This is a genomic window from Afifella sp. YEN Y35 (assembly GCF_047553465.1).
In the GTDB taxonomy this organism is placed as follows: domain Bacteria; phylum Pseudomonadota; class Alphaproteobacteria; order Rhizobiales; family Afifellaceae; genus Afifella; species Afifella aestuarii.
Genome location: NZ_CP180203.1, coordinates 1792830 through 1818214, shown reverse-complemented (window position 1 = coordinate 1818214; position 25385 = coordinate 1792830). Strand labels below are relative to the sequence as shown.

At 61.8% G+C, this 25385-nt stretch carries 21 protein-coding genes, 2 tRNA genes and 2 pseudogenes; 22 read left to right on the top strand and 3 right to left on the bottom strand.

Features of this window, described 5'->3' with window-relative positions:
* Positions 1-9: 9 nt before the first annotated feature.
* From ACK8CP_RS08610 to tssI (ACK8CP_RS08540), 15 genes and pseudogenes are all read left to right on the top strand, one after another.
* Positions 10-384 carry a hypothetical protein gene (locus ACK8CP_RS08610; protein ID WP_414833996.1) on the top strand — a complete coding sequence of 125 codons (375 nt, stop codon included), beginning with the start codon at positions 10-12 and terminating at the stop codon, positions 382-384.
* A 166-nt stretch (positions 385-550) separates the two neighbouring features.
* Complete coding sequence (locus ACK8CP_RS08605; RefSeq protein WP_414833995.1) at positions 551-1345, top strand: hypothetical protein; 795 nt, start codon at positions 551-553, stop codon at positions 1343-1345.
* Complete coding sequence (locus tag ACK8CP_RS08600) at positions 1342-1605, top strand: hypothetical protein (protein WP_414833994.1); 264 nt, start codon at positions 1342-1344, stop codon at positions 1603-1605. Before ACK8CP_RS08605 ends, ACK8CP_RS08600 begins: the two co-directional genes overlap by 4 nt.
* Positions 1602-2420 carry a polymorphic toxin type 15 domain-containing protein gene (locus tag ACK8CP_RS08595; RefSeq protein ID WP_414833993.1) on the top strand — a complete coding sequence of 273 codons (819 nt, stop codon included), beginning with the start codon at positions 1602-1604 and terminating at the stop codon, positions 2418-2420. The genes ACK8CP_RS08600 and ACK8CP_RS08595 overlap by 4 nt, the downstream gene beginning before the upstream one ends.
* Before the next feature lie 44 nt (positions 2421-2464).
* Positions 2465-3139 (top strand): GAD-like domain-containing protein, encoded by a 675-nt coding sequence (locus tag ACK8CP_RS08590; RefSeq protein WP_414833992.1) that lies wholly within the window; start codon positions 2465-2467, stop codon positions 3137-3139.
* A gap of 41 nt (positions 3140-3180) precedes the next feature.
* A complete protein-coding gene (locus ACK8CP_RS08585) occupies positions 3181-3450 on the top strand; it encodes a PAAR domain-containing protein (protein ID WP_414833991.1) in 270 nt (89 codons plus the stop codon).
* A 68-nt stretch (positions 3451-3518) separates the two neighbouring features.
* Positions 3519-4520, top strand: a complete 1002-nt coding sequence (locus ACK8CP_RS08580) for a hypothetical protein (RefSeq protein WP_414834317.1) — start codon at positions 3519-3521, stop codon at positions 4518-4520.
* Positions 4517-4969 (top strand): polymorphic toxin type 37 domain-containing protein, encoded by a 453-nt coding sequence (locus tag ACK8CP_RS08575; protein WP_414833990.1) that lies wholly within the window; start codon positions 4517-4519, stop codon positions 4967-4969. Before ACK8CP_RS08580 ends, ACK8CP_RS08575 begins: the two co-directional genes overlap by 4 nt.
* Positions 4969-5280 carry a hypothetical protein gene (locus ACK8CP_RS08570; protein ID WP_414833989.1) on the top strand — a complete coding sequence of 104 codons (312 nt, stop codon included), beginning with the start codon at positions 4969-4971 and terminating at the stop codon, positions 5278-5280. The genes ACK8CP_RS08575 and ACK8CP_RS08570 overlap by 1 nt, the downstream gene beginning before the upstream one ends.
* A gap of 196 nt (positions 5281-5476) precedes the next feature.
* Positions 5477-6598, top strand: a pseudogene (gene tssI / locus ACK8CP_RS08565) (type VI secretion system tip protein TssI/VgrG); the annotation flags it as partial.
* Positions 6599-6756: 158 nt separating this feature from the next.
* Complete coding sequence (locus ACK8CP_RS08560) at positions 6757-7026, top strand: hypothetical protein (RefSeq protein WP_414833988.1); 270 nt, start codon at positions 6757-6759, stop codon at positions 7024-7026.
* A gap of 8 nt (positions 7027-7034) precedes the next feature.
* Positions 7035-7739, top strand: a complete 705-nt coding sequence (locus ACK8CP_RS08555; protein ID WP_414833987.1) for a hypothetical protein — start codon at positions 7035-7037, stop codon at positions 7737-7739.
* Positions 7736-8260 (top strand): hypothetical protein, encoded by a 525-nt coding sequence (locus ACK8CP_RS08550; RefSeq protein ID WP_414833986.1) that lies wholly within the window; start codon positions 7736-7738, stop codon positions 8258-8260. Before ACK8CP_RS08555 ends, ACK8CP_RS08550 begins: the two co-directional genes overlap by 4 nt.
* A 1007-nt stretch (positions 8261-9267) precedes the next feature.
* Positions 9268-9567 carry a PAAR domain-containing protein gene (locus ACK8CP_RS08545; protein ID WP_414833985.1) on the top strand — a complete coding sequence of 100 codons (300 nt, stop codon included), beginning with the start codon at positions 9268-9270 and terminating at the stop codon, positions 9565-9567.
* A 46-nt stretch (positions 9568-9613) separates the two neighbouring features.
* Positions 9614-10345 (top strand): annotated as a pseudogene (gene tssI, locus ACK8CP_RS08540) (type VI secretion system tip protein TssI/VgrG); the annotation flags it as partial.
* A gap of 49 nt (positions 10346-10394) precedes the next feature.
* Here the strand turns inward: tssI (ACK8CP_RS08540) and ACK8CP_RS08535 are convergent.
* Positions 10395-10468 (bottom strand) — tRNA-Gln (locus ACK8CP_RS08535).
* 340 nt (positions 10469-10808) lie between these two features.
* Between ACK8CP_RS08535 and ACK8CP_RS08530 the strand changes: the two genes are divergently transcribed.
* The 7 genes from ACK8CP_RS08530 to ACK8CP_RS08500 all read left to right on the top strand — a co-directional run bounded on the left by ACK8CP_RS08530 (position 10809) and on the right by ACK8CP_RS08500 (position 18122).
* Entirely contained in the window at positions 10809-12125 is a 1317-nt protein-coding gene (locus ACK8CP_RS08530; protein ID WP_234627438.1) for a Ppx/GppA phosphatase family protein, read from the top strand.
* A 106-nt stretch (positions 12126-12231) separates the two neighbouring features.
* On the top strand, positions 12232-12897 hold the full coding sequence (locus tag ACK8CP_RS08525) for an RlmE family RNA methyltransferase (protein ID WP_234627439.1): 666 nt from the start codon (positions 12232-12234) through the stop codon (positions 12895-12897).
* Between the two features lie 54 nt (positions 12898-12951).
* Positions 12952-13662, top strand: coding sequence for a YceI family protein (locus tag ACK8CP_RS08520; RefSeq protein ID WP_414833984.1), 711 nt, complete (start codon positions 12952-12954; stop codon positions 13660-13662).
* A 348-nt stretch (positions 13663-14010) separates the two neighbouring features.
* Positions 14011-15513, top strand: a complete 1503-nt coding sequence (gene guaB, locus ACK8CP_RS08515) for an IMP dehydrogenase (protein WP_414833983.1) — start codon at positions 14011-14013, stop codon at positions 15511-15513.
* 107 nt (positions 15514-15620) lie between these two features.
* Entirely contained in the window at positions 15621-16916 is a 1296-nt protein-coding gene (locus ACK8CP_RS08510) for an RsmB/NOP family class I SAM-dependent RNA methyltransferase (RefSeq protein WP_414833982.1), read from the top strand.
* A gap of 98 nt (positions 16917-17014) precedes the next feature.
* Positions 17015-17716 (top strand): glutathione binding-like protein, encoded by a 702-nt coding sequence (locus ACK8CP_RS08505; RefSeq protein WP_234627443.1) that lies wholly within the window; start codon positions 17015-17017, stop codon positions 17714-17716.
* Between the two features lie 313 nt (positions 17717-18029).
* A tRNA-Ser gene (locus ACK8CP_RS08500) sits at positions 18030-18122 on the top strand.
* Positions 18123-18461: 339 nt separating this feature from the next.
* Here the strand turns inward: ACK8CP_RS08500 and ACK8CP_RS08495 are convergent.
* Complete coding sequence (locus ACK8CP_RS08495; protein ID WP_234627466.1) at positions 18462-19172, bottom strand: SAM-dependent methyltransferase; 711 nt, start codon at positions 19170-19172, stop codon at positions 18462-18464.
* A gap of 195 nt (positions 19173-19367) precedes the next feature.
* Positions 19368-25325: a DUF3320 domain-containing protein gene (locus ACK8CP_RS08490; protein ID WP_414833981.1), complete on the bottom strand. Its 5958-nt coding sequence runs from the start codon at positions 25323-25325 to the stop codon at positions 19368-19370.
* Positions 25326-25385: the final 60 nt, after the last annotated feature.

Here is a 25385-nt window from a genome sequence, read left to right as displayed (position 1 = left end):
GTGAATAACATGGGAAAGCTTCATGGAGTTGATTTATTTGTCGAGAGAGGCCCAGAGGTTGGTGTTATAATAGATAATATATCATCAATAATTAACGTTGATAAAGAGCACTTTTGTAGCGGGGATAGCGAAGATGTATTGCGCATTCTAAAAGACGCGTCACCGAAAATATGGGTAGAGTATTTTAAAACAGAAAGCAAGACATTTCCATTAAAGTTTGATGTTAACGCATTTGATAAAATAAATATTGAAAAGTTTGTTAAAGAATTGGCAAAAAAACTGAATGTTAGGGTTATGATACCTGATGAAGAAAGCAAGGACATTAATAGAATGATTGTTTATCATCCTGATGGAGTTCGATCAATTGGGCGTTACTGGGGTTGAGTCCGCCATTATGACTTGACAACCGTGACTTCGACGCGTGGCTCGGCCCCGACCATCCTTCGTGTCAAGGGTTGAAAGATCTGATTAGAAACAATGCCACGCCGGAACTTCCGGAGTTCCGGTTTCCGGGGAGCGGCCGACAAAGCGGAGATGGAGGGCTCGTGTCATGAGGCGGATCGACTTCGATCGGAAAAGCCGCATAGGCATAAAAATGTTCTTCGTGATGTCGTCGACGGACCTGTTCTTCGAGCACCGCGATCTGCTGGGCTGCAGCTTCTTCACCAAGGATCTGCAGACCGGGCTCCGGCAGTGGCTCGACCGCGAGACATATTGGTGCATCAAGATGACGTCCGAGGATTGGCAGGCGGGGTTCGCACGCTTCATCTCCGACAATCGCCATATCGGTAGGCCGCTGGAGCTCTATGTCCGCTGGCTTGATAGGATCGCTGGGGTCAAAGGTCGTGATCGGTCGAACTCGCTCAATGGCTGGAGCGAGGCTTTCCACCTTCTAGCGCGCCGCCCTTCCATCGCATTCAGCGCGGAAAATGCGGCGATGCACCGGCTCTGCATGGAAAAATATATCGAGCTTGTCTATTGCCGCGCCAAGCCGGTCGACGAGTTGATGAGCTCCATCATGAAGGAGTGGGATTGCTACCCGGACAGCGAGGAACGCAAACGGCACAATCTCCAGGCGAAAAGTGAGTGGGACGCTGGCATCTATGAATGGGTGGTGCTGGACGATGAGGTGTATGTGGACGTCGCGCTCGGTGTCAGTACGGACAGAGCGTTCTTTCGTGATTTCATCGATTTTTATACGCTGACGTTCAGCGATGAAGAAAAGGCGAGCTACTATCTTGAGTTTGCCTCGATCGCCCTCGCGAACGACCTTTGCGCCGACTACGGCATGGCGCTGCCGCTGGAAGCCCTCTACGAGCCCGACCCGGACGGGCCGGAAAAGTGACCTCGCGCTTCTCCGGGGTTAATGACGATTTTGTCCGGGGAGTGACGCTGGCGCGCGAGAACAGTGCCGACGAGCTCGGCATCCGCACGGAGCGCGGGCGGGCGCGCTGGGCCACTGTGATGGTGGTCTCGGATGGCAAGGCCGCGGAGATGCCGGAGGTGCGCGACTATGTGCGCGGCGGCAATCCCGACGAGCGGGTGAAATCGCTGATCGGCCACGCGGTGGATGCGCTGCGCTTCGGCGCCGCGGCGGCCTCATGACGACGACGGGGACGATCGCCGGCGTCGGCGGCCGGGTTGCGGGCGGCGTTCTCGGCGGGGCGATCGGCAGCGTGTTCGGACCTGTCGGTCTATGGATTGGCCGGGCGGTTGGCTCGCGCGTCGGTGGCATGGCGGCCAAAGCGGCGGCCGAAGCCCTCGCGAGCTATATGGAAGAGGCCAACGACGATGCCGAGACGCAGACCAAGGATAAGGAAACGACTGAGGCCTGCGTCGATTGTGGAGATATCGATTGCTTCAATCCGCCTGAGGGTGCCGATCCGGAGGAATTCCGGCGACAACTCGAAGAGCAGCAGGATACGATCAACAATATGAATCCTGATGAGCTCATCCGAAACATGGACCGCTACAAGAAATATGGCCGACCCGCTAGCGAGTCGGCGAATAGAAAGTTGGTAAGGGAAAAGTATCGGCGTAATAGAACTAAAAAATTGGAGCGGCAATATGAGCTCCGAGGGGAGGTCAATGCAGAAGAGCTCGCCGCCGCAGATGTCGCCCGGGAAATGGCCAGCCTGGCGGCAACGCACGCTCTTGATCTGTTCGCTGGTGGTGACGGATCGATCTCGGGTTTGGGAGACAAGTCGATCAACAGTTCGTTGGGCCCTCAATGGAAAGGTAAACGAGCCGCGCAACTGAGGAGGCACGCGGAAAATGCGAAAAAGCAGGGCAGGAGAATGAATGTAAACCTCGAGGAATGTCCACCGGATGACGATGTATCGAAATCTGGCGCTGACGAGAATGGTGGGACGATCGGAGCAGGGCAAGGGTCTGGACAAGCCGACATTCCCATAGGCTGAGAGCTATAGTTTCGTTTTTGTGTTTGATTGAATGGAGGCCACTCTTGAGCGAGCTAACGAAGAGCTTCGAGAAATCATTGGAGAGGTTTGGCGTGCCGCAAGGCGGTGAACGTCTGTCGGCCGAGGAATTAGCCTCGTACCGCGGGAAATTACCAAATAGCTTGCTCGAGTTCTGGGAGGCTCATGGACTCGGCATATGGCTCGATGGGTTTTTTCAATTCTGTAATCCTGATAAATATCAATCCATATTAAAATTTATTTTCGCAAAAGATAATGAATTTAAATCGAATAGAAGCTACGTAATCGGAATGTCGGCCTTTGGGGAATTATTGGTATGGAATAGAGATTATAGAATAATAAACATTGATGTTTTATATCATAGTGTTATATGTGATGAATTGTTCGATCCTGCTCCGGAGGGGGCAGATATAGATGATATAAATGTAGGTATTGCAATAAAAAATATAAGCGACGCCTCTTATGATCTGCCCGACCGAGACGGCAAGCCGATGTTCAAACGAGCGCTGAAAGCACTTGGTTCGCTCGATTATGGCGAGATCTATGCCTTGAAGCTTCATCCGGCGCTCGGCGGGCCGGTCGTGGTTGAAAATCTGGGGCGCAAAAAGGCGCTCGAAGCCTTGGCGATTGCCGCGCAGGCCGGACCGTTCCGCCTCATCGACGCCTCCACACCTCAGATGAGGGTCGTTCGTGAGATTTGAGGGCGGCGGAACGTTTCTGAATCCATGGAGGTCGGAAGGCGATGTCTGGAATACCGGTAATCCTTAAATGCCGCACCCATGTCCGCCCGGCGATCGATCCGGGGCCGAAGCCGCATGTTGGCGGGCCGGTTGTGTCGACGCAACAGACGTTTGTGACTGTGGGCGGCGTGCCGATCGCCACGATTGGCGACAAGACGCTTTGCTCCGGTGTGCCGAGGACAGCTGCGATCACCGGCGGTTCGTCGGTGGCGACGATCGAAGGCAAGCGCGTCGCCGCCTCGGCGATGCCTGCGAGCATGGCGGCCAGCTGACCCAGGGCGTGCCCTGGCTGACGTTCGAGTGAGAGGTCGTCGCAGCTTTTTTGTGAGGGGGTGGCGAAGTGGCAGACAATACCCAGCTGCGTCCAGCGCTGCTGGAAACGGGCGCAGGCCTGTTCGCCGTTCTCGACGGCGCGCAATTCGATGACCTTCCGGCCGCGCTGTTCGAGGGCGATTTCGTCTATCGTTCGCTTTATCTCGATCGAGGAGATGGCACGGTCGATCGGCTTCGTACCGCGCCGCAACTGGTCTGGCTCGACCGGGATAGAAACAGCAAAGAGCGTGACAACGCGAGCCATCCCAGTTCTGTCGATCCGGAGATTCTTGACCGACTTCTGGATCTCCTCGCCGAACGTCCCGCCGTCGTTTTCTGGCAGTGCGACATAGGGGATCGCCTCTATCGGCATCTGAGAGGTATCAACAAGATCCTATTTCCCAGATCAGCCCATACGGATCGCGGCAAGAGCGACGAGCCTCACCCGTTGTCGACAGCGGCGGGGCGGGAGCGACCTGCATCGCCCCACGAATTGCTCGTCTTTCGGCATGCCGACGCCAATGTCATGGCGCAGGTGTTGCCTAGCCTCTCGTCGGCCAATGTGGCGCGGATACTCGGTCCCGCCGACCAGGTTCTCTTTGCGGCCGATGCGGACTGGGCGGAACGCCCGATGCGCCTGAAACGGTCGGACGAGTTGCTGCCGGCTCCGAGCGGACCGCTTAAGTTGAGCCCGCGCGAGGTTGAGGCCATCGGCTTTCGTCGCGCGGCGGCGTTGCGCTCAAAGCGTATTCGGCTGCTGCGCCGAACCTCTCCGTCTCTGTTCGATGATGTCCCGGATGACGAGGTGATGAGCTGGGCGGAACAGCATGAACGCTCGGGGAGGGAGATCGGGCTCATGACGGAACGCGGTCTCTTGCAGTGGACCTACCTGATGGGGGGATCCAAGGGTAGGTTCGCCGACGATCCGCATATTCGCGCTCATCTCACGAGCGGGCCTGGACTGCCGGACCGTAAGCTCGATGCGGTGATGAGCCTGATGGTTCGGGCATCGCGGGAGAGCCGGCGATGAGCGGCATAGCAATCGGCGAGGGCGCTGCGTTTATCGGCAAACGGCTGGCCGGACGTGCCATCCTCGCTCCGCTCGGCCCGCTTGGGTGGGCCATCGGCGGCGCTCTCCTCGCCTACGATGCCTACGAACTCTACGAGCTTTATAATGAAAGCCATTCGGAGACGGACGACAAAAAGCCCGAAGAGTGCGATGGGGAGTGTCCTCCGGCCGCCGATGCGCCCGGCAAGCCAACCGAGGAAGACGGCTTCAAGCCACCCAAAAACTGGAACGGCCAAAAGGTTAAAAGCCCGAACGGGAGAGGTTACGGTTGGCCGGATAAATCCGGTAACGTCTGGGTCCCAACAGGTCCCGGCCCTGCAGCGCATGGCGGTCCGCACTGGGATGTGCAAAGACCGGGTGGCGGCTACATTAATGTTTATCCGGGAGGGCGGACACGAGGAGGTGTTTGATGTTTAACGTACTTATCGTTGATGGCGCTTTGAATTGCGCCTACGACGTATTCAGTTTTACTGAGGATGAGTTCCATAAAATTTTTCCTGGTGATGGGCAGGACATCGCCTTTCTTGAAGATCTGCAAGATTCAGGAATGAATCTCGATTTTCTGCAGGCTGTTTGGGGGCGTCCTGTTGCAAAAAAGGATGTGAAGGGTATTCACGGTATCCTATTCATTCAGTTGTACGAAAAAAAGGAGTTCTATCCGAACCTGAAGGATAGCGATCTCGACGGGACGGGTCGTGCTTTCTCGACGATATCTCGTTGATCTGCGTAAGTCATAATTTGTGAGCCCGGGGGCGTGAATCGGGAATTCGATAAAATTAATCCGGACGACTTACGTGACTGCGGCAATTCGGTACGAGCATCGGCTCGCTCGCTGACGGTCGCAAAGTTACTGCGTCGCGGCTCAGTCTCTCAGGCATCTTCTTGATCACTTTTGAAGATCGTGAGTCGCCATCCTGCTGATGGTGGGCGACCACCAGAGCGCCTGGTCGAAGCCGTCGGCCGCGGCTCAAGGCGAGGCGGCGATGCGCATCGCGCAAGGGTCCTCCGACCGCAACCACATCGACGCATGGCGGCGGCGCTATTCCTATGTCTCGGGCAAACGCTCCGGCGCCGACTGGAATTTCGAGACGCCGAACACGGTGCCCTCGGCGGAGACGCCCTCGCTCGTCGAGCTGCCGGAGAATGCCAGACGCGAGCTTTATGAATATCCGGCCCGCGCCATGGATGTGGCCGCGCATGAGCGCATGGAAAAGCTCCGCATGCAGGCGTCGGAGGCCGATCACGACCGGGTCAAGGCGGCCTCCAACATCCGCGTGGTGGAGCCCGGGCGGCGGTTTGCGCCCTATGAAGTGGCCCATCCGGAAAAGCGCTACGAGGAGCATGTGGTGATCCGCGCGGTGCACCAGGTGGTGGACCGCTCCTACGAGACGGCGGAGGACGAGCCGGAATACCGCAACGAATTCGAAGCGATGCCCTCGCGCATTCCGCTGACGCCGCACCGCGCGACGAAGCGCCCGCGCATCGAGGGGGCGCAGGTCGGCATCGTCGCGGGCCCGGAAGGCGAGGAGATCCATTGCGACCAGTACGGCCGGGTGAAACTGTGGTTCCCCTGGGACCGGCGTGCGAAGAAGGATGGCTCCGACACCTGCTGGGTGCGTGTCTCGCAGTCTTGGGCGGGCGGCACCTGGGGTGGCCAGATCATCCCGCGCATCGGCATGGAGGCGATGGTCTCCTACATCGACGGCGACCCCGACCGCCCCCTGATTACGGGGTTGGTGCCGAACCCGAGGCAGAAGGTGCCGTACGAATTGCCGACGAATAAGACGCGAAGCGTGTTTAAGTCTAATACTCACAAGGGCGCCGGATTCAACGAACTGTCGTTTGAAGACGAGAACAACCTCGAGGAAGTCTTCGTCCACGCCCAACGGGACATGAACGTACGCGTCCTGCGCAACCGATCCGACCTGGTTCATCGCAACCAGTCCGCCCGTATCCTTGGCGAGAAGTTCGAGCGAGTGGACGAGAGCAGCCGGATGGAGGTGCGCGGCAATCTCGACATTTCCGTCGGAGACGAGGGCAACTTCATGGGGGCTTCGACCTTTCTTCAGGCTGGCAACACCTTCCGCCTGCATCTGGAAACTTACGAGGCGTCTCGCAAGGACTGGGCGAGGCGAGCGGGGCGGTTCGCGTTCAAGCGCAGGGTGACCTGACTCTGGTTTCCGGAAATTATTTGGGCATGAATGCGACCGAAATCGCCGACATCACCTCGACCGGTCACGTTAGCGTCACCGCCGGCAAGCGGTTGTCGATGGAATCCCAGCGCTTGATGTCCATCCAGTCGGGAAGCGCCATGCGTATTCGAGCCATGGATAGCATCCGACTGGTCAACGCAGCGGGCGGTATTATCATCGACAAGGACGGCAACATCACTCTCTACGGCAAGAGCCTGAAGGTTGAAACGTCTGGTCCCATCGCCATGACTGGCGTGCGAATCGACCTGAACTAGGAGTCCCGATGGCAATCCCCGTTACCTCCGTTGATCCCAAAACCCGCGTCGAGGAGATCGTTGACGCCATGGATTGGCGCGCGATGTGGGACTCCCCGCCTTTTGAGGGGTCGAACTACGTCCATGCCCTGGTCGTGTTCGAGAGTTTTCTGCGCTGGTGCATCAAAGGGCACCTGAACTCGGGGCCGCAGCAGACCACAAAGACGCAGATCGAACGCGCCGCCGCCGAGACATGGGCAGCAAGCCCGACGGCCTCGACCATGTTCATCGGCAAGGTGGCGATGGCCCAGTGGGCGCCCGCTTGGGCCAAGGTCCCCTACACCCTATGGACGGTGGCTGAACTGCTGCCGGAGTTGGAACGGCTGCGCAAGCTGGTGGCGCTGTTGTCGATCATCCGGGCCTATATCGGTGTCGGCGGAACCCCCAACACACTAGGCGGGAAGGCGCTGAAGGGCGGCCTGGAATCGCAGGCCACCAAACGCGCCGTCAGCGCCGCCACGCTTGCCCGGTTGGGCGTCGTCGTCAAAGGCAGCGGCCATATCGGGCTGGGCATCACCATTCTATCGGGCGTCGGTCTGACGCTCTACATCCACATGCTGAACAATGCGATCCAGGAGATTGAGGAGGATATCGAGACCAATCGTATTCCTGCCGGCGAGATCACACAGGCGGAATGGGACGCCTTCGATCTGCGGGTCAGGAGAAATCAGTGATCGAGCGATGGCTGCCGCTCTTCCGTATCATGGCGACCGCGCTCGCTGTGGTCTTCACGCTGGTGTGGTATCTCGAAAAGCGACGCGGTGCGGACTTCGAGCCAGTGGTGGTGGCACAATGCACCACAGAAGCGTGCGTTGACGCATCCGCCGATACGGCCAATGTTTTCCGCTCGGCGGGGCGGCGAGGTTTTAACCCGTGGCCGGAGGTCGACTACTGTGCCCGCTCCCTGGAGATTTTGTCACAGACGCCACCGGGAGCTGCGGCGCGTTTCGTGCCCGAAGCGATGGCGGCGGAAGGCCTTTTGCAGTTAAAGCCGTCCCAGGGCGGCGTTTTCGTCGCGCCCGGCCCGGCGATCCAAGGTGCTTTCGCTCCGTTTCGAATGATGATCGAACGCGGCGGCGCTCCGAGCTGTTACCGGAGTAGCTTTGAGCCTTGGCTGTATCTGGTGCTGCTCCTGGCGGCGCTATTGTGGTGGGCTCCCTGGCCGCGAGGCCGCACCTCAAGACCTGACCTTTGAAGTCATTGATCGACGCGGGCGTTGGGACCCACTGCCGTGCGCTTGGCGATAACAGTTATGTCGATTATTACGGTGTCCGGTCGAACTTGCGTTACGGTTATATTGCTGCGGCGGCCGGGCTTCCATAGCATCGCGCAATCGAATATGTATTATCATGATATATATAAAATACATAATATCGATAGTTTATGCAGTAATTGTATGTTATCTAATGGTTAAAAGTCCGTTATATGGCTGGATGTTGCTTGCTTTTGGAATATTCTTTTCTGTAATTTATCGATATAATGCACCAATAGACAAAGATAAGGCTGATAGCGGAGAGGGCGATGAATGATTATAGTTGAGATCTATCACAGCTGGATTACTTTGACCTTCAACTTAAGCGTGAAGGAGCTTGAAGGGCGGTTCTGGTAAGGCGCATGGAGCAGATCCGGAGCGAAATTATGCGTCGCCATGAGAATGGCGTAGCAACCGATGAAGAGCTTGCCGAAGTGCAAAACAAAAGGCTTGAGGAGCTGGCTTTTGACGCACTAGCAGCTTATTGGCGGTAGATTCAATGCTTATTATAAAAATTATAACTAGAATATAAAACTACGGGAAATTTTTTTGCTCTGTTTGATTGGGTGTATAGGAAACGTGCTGAGCAGGGTATTTCTGGGTTACGTTTTTTGATGGGAGCGCTCGTTGGGCTGTTGATGACTGTAATGTCAGTTGTTCTTGTTGCTTTCGCAGCGGGGGGCGAGAGGGTAGGAACTGGCAGTCGAACGTGGCTGGCCTTGGAGAAGACGGAGCGGCTCGACGGTCGCGTCTGACCGGGGAGTGGATCGTTGCCGTCGCTATGTTTTGCGCACTGCCGTTTGGTTACGTCCTCGGTGGCGCGTTTCCGAACAGCATCGTGGGTCCGTTTCTTTTCACGATGACCTCTTATCTTCTGATGATGCTCGTCGTATTTGTTCCTTTCGTCGGTGCCATGAACCGTCAGCGAAATAAGCCGGGGAGTAATGGAGATGCCACAAGCCCATCGCAAGGGTGATATCGGCTCCGGCCACGCCTGTCACTTTCCCCCAACATCCGCCACAGGCGGCAGTCCCGATGTCTTCGTCAACGGCAAGCCGTTGATGCGGGTCGGCGACAGCTATGAGCCACATGCCTGTTCGCCCTGTCCCAAACCCTCGCACGGCCGCAAACTGGCGGAAGGATCGGCGACGGTGTTCGTCAACGGCAGGCCCGCCGGGCGCATCGGCGATGCCATCGATTGTGGCGGCGCTGCCGAGACAGGCTCGCCTGATGTCGAGATTGGTGGCTGACAAACCGAGCAAACCTCGTCCTTCTTGACTGGAGAATGCCCAGGAGAGCCCTAACAAGGGCCGGCACAAGCTGATAGTGGGCGACCACCAGAGCGCCTGGTCGAAGCCGTCGACGGCGGCTCAGGGCGAGGCGGCGATGCGCATCGCGCAAGGCTCATCCGACCGCAACCACATCGACGCATGGCGGCGGCGCTATTCCTATGTCTCGGGAAAACGCTCCGGCGCCGACTGGAATTTCGAGACGCCGAACACGGTGCCCTCGGCGGAGACGCCCTCGCTCGTCGAGCTGCCGGAGAATGCCAGACGCGAGCTTTATGAATATCCGGCCCGCGCCATGGACGTGGCCGCGCATGAGCGCATGGAAAAGCTCCGCATGCAGGCGTCCGAGGCGGACCATGACCGGGTCAAGGCGGGCTCCAACATCCGCGTGGTGGAGCCGGGTCGGCGGTTTGCGCCCTATGAAGTGGCCCATCCGGAAAAGCGCTACGAGGAGTACGTGGTCATCCGCGCGGTGCACCAGGTGGTGGACCGCTCTTACGAGACGGCGCAGGACGAGCCGGAATACCGCAACGAATTCGAAGCGATGCCGTCGCGCATTCCGCTGACGCCGCACCGCGCGACGAAGCGCCCGCGCATCGAGGGGGCGCAGGTGGGCATCGTCGCGGGCCCGGAAGGCGAGGAGATCCACTGCGATCCGTACGGCCGGGTGAAACTGTGGTTCCCCTGGGACCGGCGGGCGAAGAAGGACGGCTCCGACACCTGCTGGGTGCGTGTCTCGGCCTTGCGGCCCGCGAAGCGCGCAAGAATATCGATCACTGAGGGGTGATTGGCTGGGGAACCTGGATTCGAACCAGGACCGACGGAGTCAGAGTCCGCTGTTCTACCGTTAAACTATTCCCCAACGGGCCGAACGGCGTCTACCTAAATTCCGCTTTCGCGCTTGGCAAGGCCATTGCAGCGATTTTCTGCTGGCGCGACAAGCCATGCACAGGCTTCAGGGTAGCCAGAATGTCGTGCCGCCCCTGGCGGATGTCGTTCGGCCGGCTCCAAACCTGGAGGGCGCCGCCCGGCCGCAAGATCCGGCGAACCGGAGAAAGCGCCCGCGAAGAGCCATCGAAGGTCAAAGATCTTCGCCGGCCCGCACGCTGTGCGGCCTTGACCGTTTCCCTTTGCCGGCGACGCTGTTACTCTCTCCTCAACGAAAGCGTGGTCTCAACCAGGAGACCGCGCGAGGAGAGCATATGACCAAGGGCACGAATGCGGTGCGACCCGCATTCCTGCCCGGTCCGACGGAGCCGCTGGCGCGCGCAGCATCCTTGCGCGAGGCGGCGGTTGACGCTGCAGGCGCTGCGCAGCCCTCCCATCGGCGGATGGAGCGCGAAGGTGCCGAACACAAGAGCGGCTCCCGTCGATCGGGCACGAGATGGCGTGGTCGCCATGGCAGTTTCGAGCGGGGGCCTTACTATGCCGCGCTCGATCTCGGGACGAACAATTGCCGACTTTTGATTGCCGAGCCGCGGGGCGAGCATTTTCGCGTCGTCGATTCGTTTTCGCGCATCGTCCGGCTCGGGGAGGGGGTCGGCCAGAACGGCTGCCTTTCCGAGGAGGCGCAATCGCGCGCCGTGGAGGCGCTGAAGGTCTGCCGGCAGAAGCTCGAGACACGGCCGATCGCACGAACCCGCCTCATCGCCACCGAAGCCTGCCGTCAGGCGACGAACGGCCGTGATTTTCTGGAAAGGGTGCAAAGCGAGGTCGGTCTCCGGCTCGAGATGATCGACCGGCGCACGGAAGCCCATCTCGCGGCGGCCGGCTGTGCCCCGCTTTTGGATCCCGCGACAGAGGGGGCCGTCCTTTTCGATATCGGTGGCGGCTCTTCCGAAATCGTCTGGCTCGACCGACGGCGCGGGCGCCGCCGCGGTCTCGTGCGCGCCTGGGCGTCTCTACCCGTTGGCGTGGTGACGCTCGCCGAGCGCTATGGTGGCGTCGACGTAACGCCTGCCGTCTTCCAGGCGATGGTGGACGATGTGCGCAAGGAATTTTTCCGCTTCCGCGCCCGGTCCGCCCTGCAGAGCGCCTTGCGTGAGCGCCGCTTTCACCTCCTCGGCACATCCGGAACGGTGACGACGCTGGCCGGCGTCTATCTCGATCTGCCGCGCTATGACCGGCGCTCCGTCGATGGTCTGTGGATGGAAGCGGCCGACATCGAAGCGATGATGACGCGGCTGCGTGCCATGGATTACGCGGCCCGCATCGCCAATCCCTGCATCGGTCGCGAGCGTGCGGATCTGGTGCTGGCCGGTTGCGCCATCTTCGAGGCGATCCGCTCCGAATGGTCGTGCGAGCGCCTGCGCGTCGCCGATCGCGGTCTGCGCGAAGGGATCCTCATTCAATTGATGCGCGCCGACGGACATCTGAAGCCGCGTCCGGATCAGCCACGCCACGACCAACACCGCCGCGGTGACATGAAAGGTGGTGAAGGGAGAGGTGGCGAGGCGAGGGCTTGCGAGGCGAAGGGAAAAAGGCGCGGCCGGCCCGACATCTCCGGAGACGATGCATGACACCGCCAGCGCTTTTGCACATAGGCCGCCCGCGCAGGCGGCTCGGGCGCGGCGTGCTGCACACGCGTGCTGCGAGCCTTATGGAAGACGGTAAGGAGACGCCCGAATGGCGCGGCTGACAAGCCACAAGAAGCGCAAACCCTCGTCGCGCCGCTGGCTGGAGCGCCAGATCAACGATCCTTATGTCACCCGCTCGAAAGCGGAAGGCATGCGCTCGCGCGCGGCCTACAAGCTTCTGGAGATCGACGAGAAATACGGGCTCCTGAAGCCGGGGCTGCGGGTCGTCGATCTCGGTGCGGCACCGGGTGGCTGGTCGCAGGTGGCGGCAAAGCGGGTGCAGTCGTCAGACGAGGCGCCCCGCGTCGTGGCGATCGATTATCTGGAGATGGACGCGCTTGCGGGCGTCGCCTTCCTGCAGAAGGATTTCCTCGACGATGACGCGCCGGATGCGCTCAAGGCGGCGCTGGGCGGGCATAAGGCCGATCTCGTCCTGTCCGATATGGCCGCGCCGACGACGGGCCACAAGCCGACCGATCATCTGAGGATCGTGGCGCTTGTGGAGACGGCTGCCGCTTTTGCCGACGAGGTTCTGGCGCCGGGCGGCGCGTTCCTGGCGAAAGTCTTTCGCGGCGGCACCGAACATACGCTTCTGGCCGAGCTCAAGAAAAGCTATGCCAAGGTCGTCCATGTGAAGCCGCCGGCGAGCCGCTCCGACAGCCCCGAAACCTATCTTCTGGCGACGGGATTTCGCGGGCAGCCGGACGAGGCATAGCGCGGGGACCCTCAGCGCCGGTGCGCAGTTGCCGTGACTTTGGCTGGCGGGGAGGTGGGTGCAGACCTTTCCGGTGGATGGCTCGCATGCCATATTCGCAGCGGGCCTGAGGCCTCCCCCCGTCAACTTCGAAAAAGGTATTTCATGCGCATCATTCTTGCTGCCGCGTTCGCTCTCGCTGCTGGCACTGCTTTCGCACAGACGATTCCCACGACCGCCGAGCAACCCGGACAGGCGGAACCCGCCCGTATCGAAGCCGGCACATATCAGGTCGATCCGGCCCATACGCAGGTCTCCTGGGCCGTAAACCATCTCGGCGTCACGATGCTGGACGGCCTGTTCGGCGCATCGGAGGGATCGCTCACCATCGATCCGGACAAACTCTCCGCTGCGAAGGTCGATGTGACCTTCCCGATCGACGATGTCCGCGTGACCTTCGCCGATTTCGCCGGGCATCTTCAGTCGGAGAGCTTCTTCAACGCGGCTGAATATCCCACCGCTCACTTCGTTTCGACATCCGTCACGCCCGCCGACGGGAATACGGCGACGATCGTCGGCGATTTGACGATCAAGGATCAGACGAAGCCGGTGACGATTTACGCAAAGTTCGTTGGCGCGGGCACCAATCCGATGGATGACAAGCTGAATGTCGGATTCTACGGCACCGCGACGATCAAGCGAAGCGACTTCGGCCTCGACGCATACGTGCCCGCCGTATCGGACGAGGTGCATCTCGAAATCAACGCGGCCTTCATGGCGCCCTGAGCTTGCGTCGGAAGAGCGGTGCGTTTTTCGGACCGCTCTTCCGCCCGGCGCCAAGGCCGCCCCAGCGTGAAGGCTGTGGCGGTCAAGGGGATCTGGGACCGATCGCCTGTGCGCTCGCACAAAATCTTCCGCAAAGATCAAGCCGGGCGGGGATCCCATCCCACGTGCTGACCTCCGTGCCGAGTGAGCGGGAGGGAACCTCGCCGGCTCCTTTTCTCTCTGCAGGGCAGCCGTGCAAAAGGGGAAAGGGCTCTTGAGGGCATTTGCAAGCCGTCACCTGCGTGTTAATGACCCGCGCCAACCTCACTTACGCCCAGTCGCACCGTTGCGATCCCTCTCGGAGGTGGCATGCCACAAATCATTGATGTCTCGACCGGTCGCGAAGCTCTTACCTTCGACGACGTGCTTCTGCGTCCCGCCCACAGCCAGGTGCTGCCGGGCGAGACCGACCTTTCAACCCGTCTGACGCGCACGATTTCCCTGAAACTGCCGATCATTTCCTCGGCCATGGATACCGTGACGGAGGCAAAGCTTGCCATCGCCATGGCGCAGGCCGGTGGCCTCGGCGTCATCCACCGCAATCTCGATCCGGAAATCCAGGCCGAGCAGGTGCGGCAGGTCAAGAAATTCGAATCGGGCATGGTTGTGAACCCCGTCGTCATCGGCCCGGACGCGACGCTTGCCGACGCGCAGGCCCTGATGAAGGCGAACGATATCTCCGGCATTCCGGTGGTGCAGAATGCCGGCACCGGAGGCACGGTGACCGGCCGCCTCGTCGGCATCCTCACGCATCGCGACGTGCGCTTTGCCTCCGATCCGAACCAGCGCGTCTATGAGCTGATGACGCGGGAAGATCTCGTCACGGTGCGCGACAATGTCAGCCAGGAAGAGGCCAAGCGGCTTCTGCACCAGCACCGCATCGAAAAGCTGCTCGTCGTCGACGAGGCGCACAATTGCATCGGTCTCATCACGGTCAAGGACATCGAGAAGGCGCGTCTGCATCCAGATTCCGCCAAGGATGCGCAGGGCCGTCTGCGGGCCGCCGCCGCCACCAATGTCGGCGATGCCGGGCTTGAGCGCTCCGAGCGTCTCATCGATGCCGGCTGCGACGTCATCGTGGTCGACACCGCCCACGGCCATTCCTCACGCGTTCTCGAAAGCGTGACGAAGATCAAAAAGCTCTCCAACGAAACGCAGATCGTCGCTGGCAATGTGGCGACGGCCGAAGGCGCCAAGGCGCTCATCGATGCCGGTGCCGATTGCATCAAGGTCGGCATCGGGCCGGGCTCGATCTGCACGACACGGGTCGTGGCCGGCGTCGGCGTGCCGCAGCTCACCGCGATCCTGGAGACCGTCGAGGAGGCGAACAAGCACGATACGCCGGTGATCGCCGATGGCGGCATCAAGTTTTCCGGCGATCTGGCGAAAGCGCTTGCCGCCGGTGCGTCGGTCGCCATGGTGGGCTCGCTTCTCGCCGGCACGGATGAAAGCCCGGGCGACGTCTATCTCTACCAGGGCCGCTCCTACAAAGCCTATCGGGGCATGGGCTCCGTTGGCGCCATGGCTCGGGGATCCGCCGACCGCTATTTCCAGGCGGAGGTGCGCGATTCTCTGAAGCTCGTCCCGGAAGGCGTCGAAGGCCAGGTGCCCTATAAGGGGCCGGTCGGTGGCGTTCTCCACCAGCTCGCCGGCGGACTTCGCGCCGCCATGGGCTATGTGGGCGCACAGAACCTGGAAGAATTCCGCAACAAGGCGCAGTTCCTGCGGATTTCCGGCGCGGGCTTGCAGGAAAGCCATGTGCACGACGTGCAGCTGACCCGCGAGAGCCCGAACTATCCGGGCCGCTCGTAGGCTGCCTCGACGTCGTTTCAAAGGCGCTGCCAGCCGACGGTAGCGCACCACGTATCGTGCCGGGCGGCTCCCACCGTCCGGCCGATTTTTTCAAAGAGGCAGAAGCCATGCGCCTTCCCGGGCGGATCGATGCGGCCATCGCGGTTTTGACGGATGTGGAGGAGCGCCATCGGCCCGTGGCGGAGGCGCTCAAGGATTGGGGCCTGTCGCATCGTTTTGCGGGGTCCGGCGATCGCGCGGCGATCGGCGATCTCGTCTATGACGCGCTGCGCCGACGCGCCTCCATCGCCTGGCGGATGGGGGAGGAGACGCCGCGCGCTTTGGCGCTCGGAGCGGTGGTGTTCCACTGGGGCGAGTCTGCGGACGGTCTGAATCAACTTTTCAGCGAGGATCGCCATGCCCCTGAGAAACTGACGGAATCGGAGCTTGAAAGACTTCAAGCAACCTCTGAGGAAGGCATGCCGGAGGCCGCCCGCGCGGATGTTCCGGACTTTGCCGCAGAAGAGCTTGAAAGGGTCTTCGGGTCTGCCTGGGTCGAGGAGGGCGCCGCGCTCGGCGAACGGCCGCCGCTCGATCTGCGGGTCAACACGTTGAAGGCGGAGCGGGACAAGGTGGAGGGGCAGCTTGCGCGTTTCGGCGTGGAGAAGACGCGCCTGTCGCCCGTCGGTCTGCGTGTGCCGCCGCGCGAAGGCGCACGCCGACATCCGAACGTTCAGGCCGACGAGGCCTATCAGCGCGGCCGCATCGAGATCCAGGACGAGGCGAGCCAGCTTGCGGCGCTCCTCGCCGCCTCAGGCCTCGATGAGGGTGGTGGACAGATCCTCGATTTCTGTGCCGGCGGCGGCGGCAAGACGCTCGCTCTGTCGGCGGCGCTCGCCAATCGCGGGCAAATCTACGCTCATGATGCGGACCGCCACCGCCTGGCGCCGATTTTTGAGCGGTTGAAGCGCGCGGGTGCACGCAATGTGCAGGTGCGTCAGCCGGGCGAGGGCGCGCTCGACGATCTTGCAGGACGGATGGATGTCGTCCTCGTCGATGCGCCGTGTTCCGGCTCCGGGACCTGGCGGCGCAGGCCCGACGCCAAATGGCGCATGAAAGAAGACGCGCTGCAGGCGCGCGCCGAAGAGCAGGAAAAGATTCTTCACGAGGCGTCTCGTTTCGTGCGGCCCGGTGGCGTCCTCGTCTACGTCACCTGTTCGCTGTTTCCTGCCGAAAACGGCGAGCGCATCACCGCCTTCACCGGGGCACAGCCGGAGTTTCAGACGCTCGACCTCGCCCCGGCCTGGGACAGGGTGACGGCGGGGCCACTGCCGCGCTGGGCGACGCCCGCAGGCCTCGTTCTCACCCCGGCCTCGACGGCAACCGACGGTTTCTTTGTCGCGGCGATGGCGCGGCAATCTTAGGCTGAGGCTTTGCGCGGCGGCCCTTTGCGGTCGTCATGCAGCGCTTGTCGAGGGGCCGGGCGCGACTAGCTATGGGCACGAATGCAAAGGAGTGTTTCATGGCAGAGCCCGCGCTTCAGCTCTATTTCTGGCCGACGCCCAACGGCTTCAAGGTAACCCTGTTCTTGGAGGAAGTCGGCGTCCCCTATGGCGTCAACTTTGTCGATATCGGCAAGGGCGAGCAGTTTCAGCCGGACTTTTTGAAGATTTCTCCCAACAACCGAATGCCGGCGCTGATCGACCATGACGGGCCGGGCGGCGAGCCGATCTCGATGTTCGAATCGGGCGCGATCCTCATGTATCTCGGCCGGAAATTCGGCCGCTTCTATCCGACAGACGAGAGACAACGCGTGGAGGTGGAAAGCTGGCTGATGTGGCAGATGGCGGGCTTCGGCCCGATGCTCGGCCAGAACCACCATTTCCGCAATTATGCGCCGGAGAAGATCCCTTACGCCATCAAGCGCTACGAGGATGAAACCGATCGGCTTTACGGCGTTCTCGACCGCCGGCTGGAGGAGCGCAGCTTCGTCACCGGCGAAGAGCTGACGATCGCCGATATGGCGATCCTGCCCTGGGCGCGTTCTCCCGAAAAGCAGGGTGTTGATCTGGCGGATTTCCCCAATGTCGCGCGTTGGCGCCAGATGCTGCTCGCCCGTCCCGCCTTTGAGAAGGCCTTCGCGGTCGGCCTCGACAAGCAAATGGATCTGTCCAGCGACAAGGACGCGCAGGCGGTGCTCTTCGGTCAGCGCACGCGGCGATAGGCCTACAAGCGACTCTTTTGCAGTGGGAGGCCATCTGAACCTCTTGCTCACCATCCGCCATTAACCCCCGGAAGCCGCCGCGCCACGATCTCGTGGCGGCGTCTATGGCCCGCAAGCGGCCCGACCTCATCTGCACTTTCAGGGATTGGGAAGCCCGTGCCTGTGCCGGCTCCGGAATGGGCGTCTCGCGAGCGGCCGGCCGGTCTTGTCGACGGCAGCGTGGGCGCGAGCATGCAGGTGCAAACAGAGCCAAAAGCCGTTCCGGCAAGAGACCCGGTTGACGCGGGCCGCGAAACCGGCCATTTCGGGAGGTGGAGAGGTGGCCGAGTGGTCGAAGGCGCTCCCCTGCTAAGGGAGTAGACGGCTTAAACCCGTCTCGAGGGTTCGAATCCCTTCCTCTCCGCCATCCCTAAGTCATTCATAAAATTTCAGAATTGCACGGTTTAGGGTGTCGGCGTCTGCCAAAGTGGCCGGAGCGAACGAGGCATGGCGTCTGGTGTCAGGCCGTGAGGGGCACGGACTGGCGGTCCGAGATTCGCGTGCCGCGTGGCCTGGAGCTGCTTCTATGCGCCCATCCGAATTCCGACCGGCCCTGCGACAACACGCGAGGGCTATGTCGTGAACTCGGCTGGCAATGGGGTCGCCCCATCCGCTTGGACCGGGAAATCGGTCCGACATGTTGCCTCGCAGATCTTGGCGGGGCAATCCACCCGATCGTAAGCCGCCGTCTCCGGCCGCTTATCGGTCAATGACCTTCGAGGCGCGTATGCCACGCGGTCCAGAAGAGGCTGGCGAAAAACCTCTTAGGGATCGAAAATCCGGCCTCGCCGAGAAGCGCGGCGACGGCCTCCTCGGATTCGGGGGGCACGGCCCCCGCTTTGATGCGCGCCAGCTTGACCTCGACGTCCTCCTCGGAGGCACCGTGAAGGCGCCAGCGGTTTGCCCAGGCGGCCTGAAGCAGCGGTTCACTGTCATAGGCCCTGCAGTTTCCGGCAAGGACGAGCGACCCGCCAGCAACGAGCCTGCCGGCAATGTCAGCCAACAGCCGTGCCTTGTCTCCGCTTTCAGGGATATGGTGCAACACGCCGATCATGAGCGCGGCATCGTATTGAGGTTCGCGCGGGAGGGCGGAAACCTCCTCGCGAACGAAAGCGACGCGATCTCCGATTCCCGCAGCGTCGACCTGCGATTGCGCCAGTGCGAGCATCGGCTCCGACGGATCGACCGCAACAAAACGCCAGTCCGGTTCAAGCCGGGCGGCGGTGATGATCTCACCGGCCGTGCCGCCTGCTCCCACAACGAGCACGCGTCGCTCCTTACGCCCGCTCAAGGCGGCCGACAGGATGCAGGCGCAGAGCTCGTGGCAGGCGTCGTAGCCGGCAAGCGCGATCCGCGCCTGTTCCCCATATTCGCGAGCCCGATCCGGATCGAACTTGGCGTGGGATGAGGATGTCATCGGTCGAGCCTCTTCATTTCGGGTGAGCGTCTGTGTCGCGCGCTCCGGGATAGGCGTCGACCGGGAAAAGGTGAAGACAAAATTCAGGATCGACAGCCCTCGGGACACCGGCTGTCTGCGTAAGCGCGTGCATGCGGAGACTGCGACGGCAAAGCTCCGCTGCACGTACGCGGCTGGCGCCGAGGGGCTCGTGCGTCAGGGGTCGACTTGCGACCCACCTGTGCCGAGGCGTTGCGCATGTTGCAACGCCTTATCGAGCCGCGTCCGCGATGAGGCGGAGAGCCTGTCGACGCCGATGGTGCGTGCGAGGGCGAGCGCCGGATCGACTTCTGCGAACACCGCAGGATCCGCGAGGATGAGATCGGCGAGCTCTGCGAGAGAGATCTCCGGAACTGCGCGGCGGTGTTCCGGCCCGGCGGGGGCTCGGTAGGGCACACGTTGCGAAATCTCTGTCTTCCACAGGAAGGGCACGTCGTCCTCTTCGGTCCTCATCTGGGTCTTCAGATGCTTCGTGATCTGCTCCCGGATCCGTCTTCCGGTCCGCAGCCAGCCATGCGCGCGCGCAATGCGCTGCATCAGAATGTCCTCGCGCACCGGAGCTTCGGCTTCCAGAACCGCGTCGACCATCGCCTGAAGCTCACCGCGGTAGTCGAAATCGAAGAATCTGTTCGGATCGGCATCGAAGACTGAGAGATCTGCGACGTGGAAAAGGGGCTCACCCGTCTCTCGCGCCGCGTCAGGCCCCGCAAAGAGGCTCTCTTGTGGCGTAGCCGCGCCGGCAAAGCGGTCGGCATCGTCGCTGGCGACGTCGGAGAGGTCAGCGGGCCGCTCTTCCGTCATCACCGATATGGCACTCGCCACAAGCGGCTCGCGCATCGCGCCCTCCGTCTCGGCCATCTCCCAATGCGCCGTCTCTGAAGGTTCCGGGATGGGGGCGGGTTGCCGCGCGAGGAGCTCTTCCAGGGCGTCATGCAGTCTGGAGGCCGCTTCGGTGCGATCGAACCACCAGTCGGTCGACCAGACACGAATGATCTCCCAGCCGAGTCCACGCAAAACCTGTTCGCGCACCTTGTCGCGGTCGCGGGCCGTGGCGGAGCGGTGATAGGTGGCGCCATCGCATTCGATGCCGGCGAGATAGGCGCCGGGGCGCTCCGGATGCTTCACCGCGATGTCGACCCGGAAACCGGAGACGCCGACCTGAGGCACGACGTGCCAGCCGCGGTTGCGCAGCTCCTCGGCAACCTCCTGTTCGAAGGGCGATTCGAGTTCGCCCTGAGACCCGGTCTCCACCGCGGGCAAAGCCACGGCGCCTCTTTGCGCATAATCCAGGAACGCCTTGAGGTGGTGGACGCCCGCGGCCTTGGTGCGGCTGAGATCGATCTGGTCGGCGGTGATCCCGGCGAAAACGAGGAGCTCCTGGCGTGCCCGTGTGACGGCGACGTTCAGCCGCCGCTCGCCGCCCTCGCGGTTGATGGCGCCGAAATCGACGCTGAGCTTGCCCGCGGCGTCCTTGCAGAAGGTGATGGAGAACAAGATCACGTCGCGCTCGTCGCCCTGGACGTTTTCCAGGTTCTTCACGAACACCGGTTCGACGCGGTCGTCTGCGAAGAACCATTCGATTTCGTCGTCTGCGCGCCGCTCGTCGTCGAGAAAATCCAGGATGAGTGCCTGCTGCTGGCTGTTGAAGGTGATCACGCCAATGGTCGGCCGCTCGCTCTCCGGCAGTCTCAGCCAGTCTTTGAGACGTGCGGCGACCTCTCTCGCGATCGCCCGGGCTTCCTTCTCGTTCGTGCGGCTCTTGCCGCGGTCGTAGACGGCGTCGGGCACGTGCCGGAACGACACGGCCCTGTCCTCGGTGACGGGAGACGGGAAGGTGATGAGACGGTTCTGGTAATAATTCCAGTTGGAGAAGGCGATCAGGGATTCGTGCCGGCTGCGATAATGCCAGCGCAGATCGTGAATGGGCAGACCGCAGGCTCTCGCTTCGTCGAGGATGCTCTCCAGATCTTTTTCATACTCTTCGAGGTCCGCATCATCGGCCTCGTTGCGCCCGAAAAAGTTGGTCGGAGGAAGCTGTTTCGGATCGCCGACGATGATCGTCTGGCGTCCTCTCGCGACCGCGCCGACGGCATCCCAGGTCGTGATCTGCGAGGCCTCGTCGAAAATGACGACATCGAAGAGGGCCTGGTCCGGCGGCAGATATTGCGCGATCGACAAGGGGGACATGAGGACACACGGGGCGAGCCTTCCGAAGCTCTCGGGCATTTTGCCGATCATTTCGCGAATGGAGCGGCTTGGGCGCTTCAGCTCCAATTGATGCCGAAGATGTCCGAGCTCGGATTTCCGCGGGACCGTGTGCGCCGCTGGCAGATCGTGCTCGACGGCTTTGACGACGCGCGTGGAGGCGGCCTTGCGCACGAGATCGTCCAGCTCGCGGAAATCGTCGATCGCATGCTCGTGCTGGAAGCGCCGGAAACTGCGCAGCGTGGCATCGTCGTCGATGGCGAGCGGCAACCACCACCTCGCATAGGCGAGGCGGAAGATGCCCCGCATGTCATGGGGCTCGATCAGGCCTTTTCCGAGATCCGCGACGAATGGCTGAAGGCCGTGGGCGATGGCCCGGTTCCGCACGCTGCACCACGAGGACCAGTTGCGCAGGAGGGGACGGCTCTCCTCGATCTCGCGGATCGCCTTCGAGATGGAAGCGAGGCTTGGCGTTGCTTCGAGGTCAGTCGGTCTCTGGCCTGCCGCTGCCGCAAATTCCGCTTCCGCCGAGAGAAAGGCCGCGTGTCGTTCCAGAAAGCGCGCTGCGGCTCTGATCAGCGTGTCGCCTTCGCGCCGCCCGTAGATGATAGGCGCGACGCTCTCGACGACGGTTTTCATCTCGCCCACAGTTCTGAGAAGTCCGAGGAAGGCGCGGCGCAGCTGCCGGGCTGCCTCGAGATGCGCTCGCAGCTTTGACGTGTCCGTGTCGAGCCCGGCGAAATGGCTTCGTTCGACGACAAGTGGGCTTTGAGCAATCGCTGCAGCGGAGTGTTGCATCCGCCGGATCAGCGGCAGATCGTTCTCCGGGTCCACTTTGCCGGAGCGTGCGTAAGTCTGCAGGAGCTTGCGGCACTTGCGCCGCCGCAGCCATGAGAGCGGCCAGTTCGAAGCCTTGGCCTGCCGCCAGTCCTGTTCGATCGTATCGACCGGAATCCGGCCAAGTTCCTCGCGCTCGAAAATCGCTGAGAGCGCACCCGCATCGGAGACATAACTCTGCAGAGCGCGCTCCAACTCGTCCATCGCGGCTTGGATCCGCTCGAATTCGCGGTCGAGAGCGATGGCGTAATCGCCCTCGGCGCTTTTGCCGATGTGGCGCGCAAACTCCGCATAACTCTCCAGCGATGTCCGATCCGCATCCTCGACGGCATCGAGGCCGAGCTCGTGCCGGAGCCGACCGAGAGCTTCCAGAAGATCGTCCGTCGCATCCCGGCAGATGCGAGAGGCCGCCAGCATTTTGTCTTCCCATGCGGACGACCATTCCTCGATGTCGAGGAAGGCGAGCGAAGGCCGGTATTCCACTTCCGCGAATGTGCGGCCGAGTTCCGCCGCCAGATCTTCGAGCTCGAGCAGGCTCTCGCGATCATGCGCATCCTTCGAGGGCCAATGGAGAGCCGGCGCGTAGCGCGTTTTGCCGCGCAGTGTGCGACCCATCGCGAGGTAGGGCGTGAGCCCGTTCGCCGCCTGACGGTGGAGCGCGTCGACATAGGCATTGAGCTCATCGCGGCGGATCCGGAGACGATCGTTGAGCTCGATCCATTTTGAGGCAGCCCCGGCCTTGCCGCTTTCCCAGGCGTCGCGCAATTGGCTGAGAAAGTGCCGCCGGTCGGCATTGCTGGAGTGCAGCTCCAGACACCGATGCGCGAGCCCGTGCTCGCGCAGGCGCCGGTAGACCACGTCGAGAGCCGCGGTCTTCTCCGCCACGAAGAGCACGGTCTTCTTCTTTGCCAGGCAGTTCGCGATCATGTTGGCGATGGTCTGGCTCTTGCCGGTTCCCGGCGGCCCGACGAGGACGAAATCCTTGCCTTCGGCCGCGGCGATGCTTGCCACCAACTGAGAGGAATCGGCGGGAAGCGGGGTCACGATGTCGGCCGGGGCGAAGACGCGATCGACGTCGCGTTCCGGATGGAAGGCCGTGCCGTCGCCGGAGAACGGCTGCTCCGGCGTATCGATGAGATGCCGGACGACCCGATTTTGGCGAAGCGAATCGGTCCGTTCCACGAGGTCCTTCCACATCAGGAACTTGGCGAAGGAGAAGGTGGCCAGCGCCGTCTCGTCGACGACCTCGAAGCCCGGCACGTCGCGCACGGCCCTGCGCATGAGCTCCAGAACGAAGGGCACGTCGATACCGCTCTCGTCGGTCGGAAGCTCGCCCTGGAGCGACGGAATTTTGAGATCGAAATCCCGCTCCAGAAACTGCAGGAGCGTGGCGTTGAACCGGACATCGTCCTCATGGTGGAGCAGGCGGAACTGCGAGGAGGCGCTGCGCCGTTCGAGCTTGATCGGAATAAGGAGGAGGGGGGCGCGATAGGTCCGCTCGTCCTCGGGTTTTTTCTTCCAGCGAAGGAAGCCGACGGCCATATAGAGCGTATTCGCGCCGCCTTCCGCGAGGTCGCTTTTGGCCTGCCGGTAAAGCGTTGTCAGCCGTGCTTCCAAAGACTGGGGTTCGAGCGGAGACGCGATTTCGTCGCGGTTCAGGGCGTCGAGAGCGAACTCGCGTTGGATGTCTTTGCCACGGACCTCGCGGTAGAGCTCGGCATCCCGCTCGCCGAGCGGGTTCTGTTCGGGCAGCGAGATGATGCGGATCGCCTTTCCGTCGGCGAGCCGATCTTCCAGGAAGGCTGGGTCTGGGCAGAGAAACGCGACGGTCGATTTCGATCCGACGAAATTCAGAAGCCGGTTGCGCAGCGAAAGGTCGAGGAGTTTGCGCTGCCAGCGGTCGATGCGGCCGGCCGGCGTGGCGGGCGTCTCTTCCACTTTATCGGGCATGGCATCGAAGTCGGGCACCGGGGGCAGCGGGACCTCGCCGGCCGGCTCCTCTGTCGCGGCGTCTTTCGCGGTCAACCGCTCATGCGAAGCGAGCGGTGTGACACCGCTGCTGCGGGAGCGGGCAACGTCGACGGCCGCGACGAACGACAGCTCGTGTTCTTCGCCGAGACGCTCTCCAGCCGACAGACACGCCTGATTGAACATCATCGGTGGGCGATGCGTGACGCCCGTCGTCTCGAAGACCAGGAGCTCGCGTGCTGCGATCGCCTTTCTGATCTCGCTGGCGTCGTTTTCGACCGTGTGCGGCAGCGTTCGTGGCCGCAGCCAGACGCCCGTCGTCGCATGGTCGGCAAAGAGCACGATGATCGGATGAAGGCCCGCCGCCTCGAGGGCCGCCGCGAAGAGGAGGCTCGTGTCGAGACAGGTGGCGAGACCTTCGGCGAGCACGGTGCTCGGACGACGGACCTTTTGGCCCCGCCGTTCGAAACTCGCCGGCGGCAGGGCGTAATGGAGGCCAAGGCCGGTCACCGCCGAATAGATGGCGGCGGCCAGCATATAGGCCCGCTTCGGATCGCCGCTCTGGTAGCCGTCCATGCCGGAAACGTGGCCGTGACGCGCAAGGCTCTCCGCTGCCGCGCGCAGCACCTTCGAAATCGCGCCGTCGTTCGGCATGACGAAAGCCGGAAGGATCTGGGCCATGTCTGCGACGCCGCCCCATTCGTCGCGGGCGAGCAGCCGCACGGGAAAAATACGCTCCGCGAGCGTCTCGTCGCCTCGTGTCAGCCGGAGGGTGATGTCGCCGCGCTCGGCTTCGTTCAACCCGGCAAGATAATCGGCATCGAGGTCCACCCGACGTTCAAGAATGGCGAGTTCGTCTTGTCCGGCGATCCGGTCGATCTTCCAGGTCTTTCGCCGAACGAAGGGCGGCGAGGCCGACAGCGACAATTCGGCGTTTTCGATCGGCTCTGGCGCGCGGTTCGCCAGTCGCAGAGATCGGAGAACCGGGACCGAGTTTTGATAAGAGGCGTATGTGAAGCTTGGCGAGATGTCGGCCGAGACGACGATTTCCGTGCTCCCCGTATCGCTCAGGGGAGCACCTTCAACAGCGGACGTCCGCTCCATTCTCTCACTCCGCCGCCTAGATCTTTATTCTAAGAAATACTTCAGAGAGCAATAGATCAG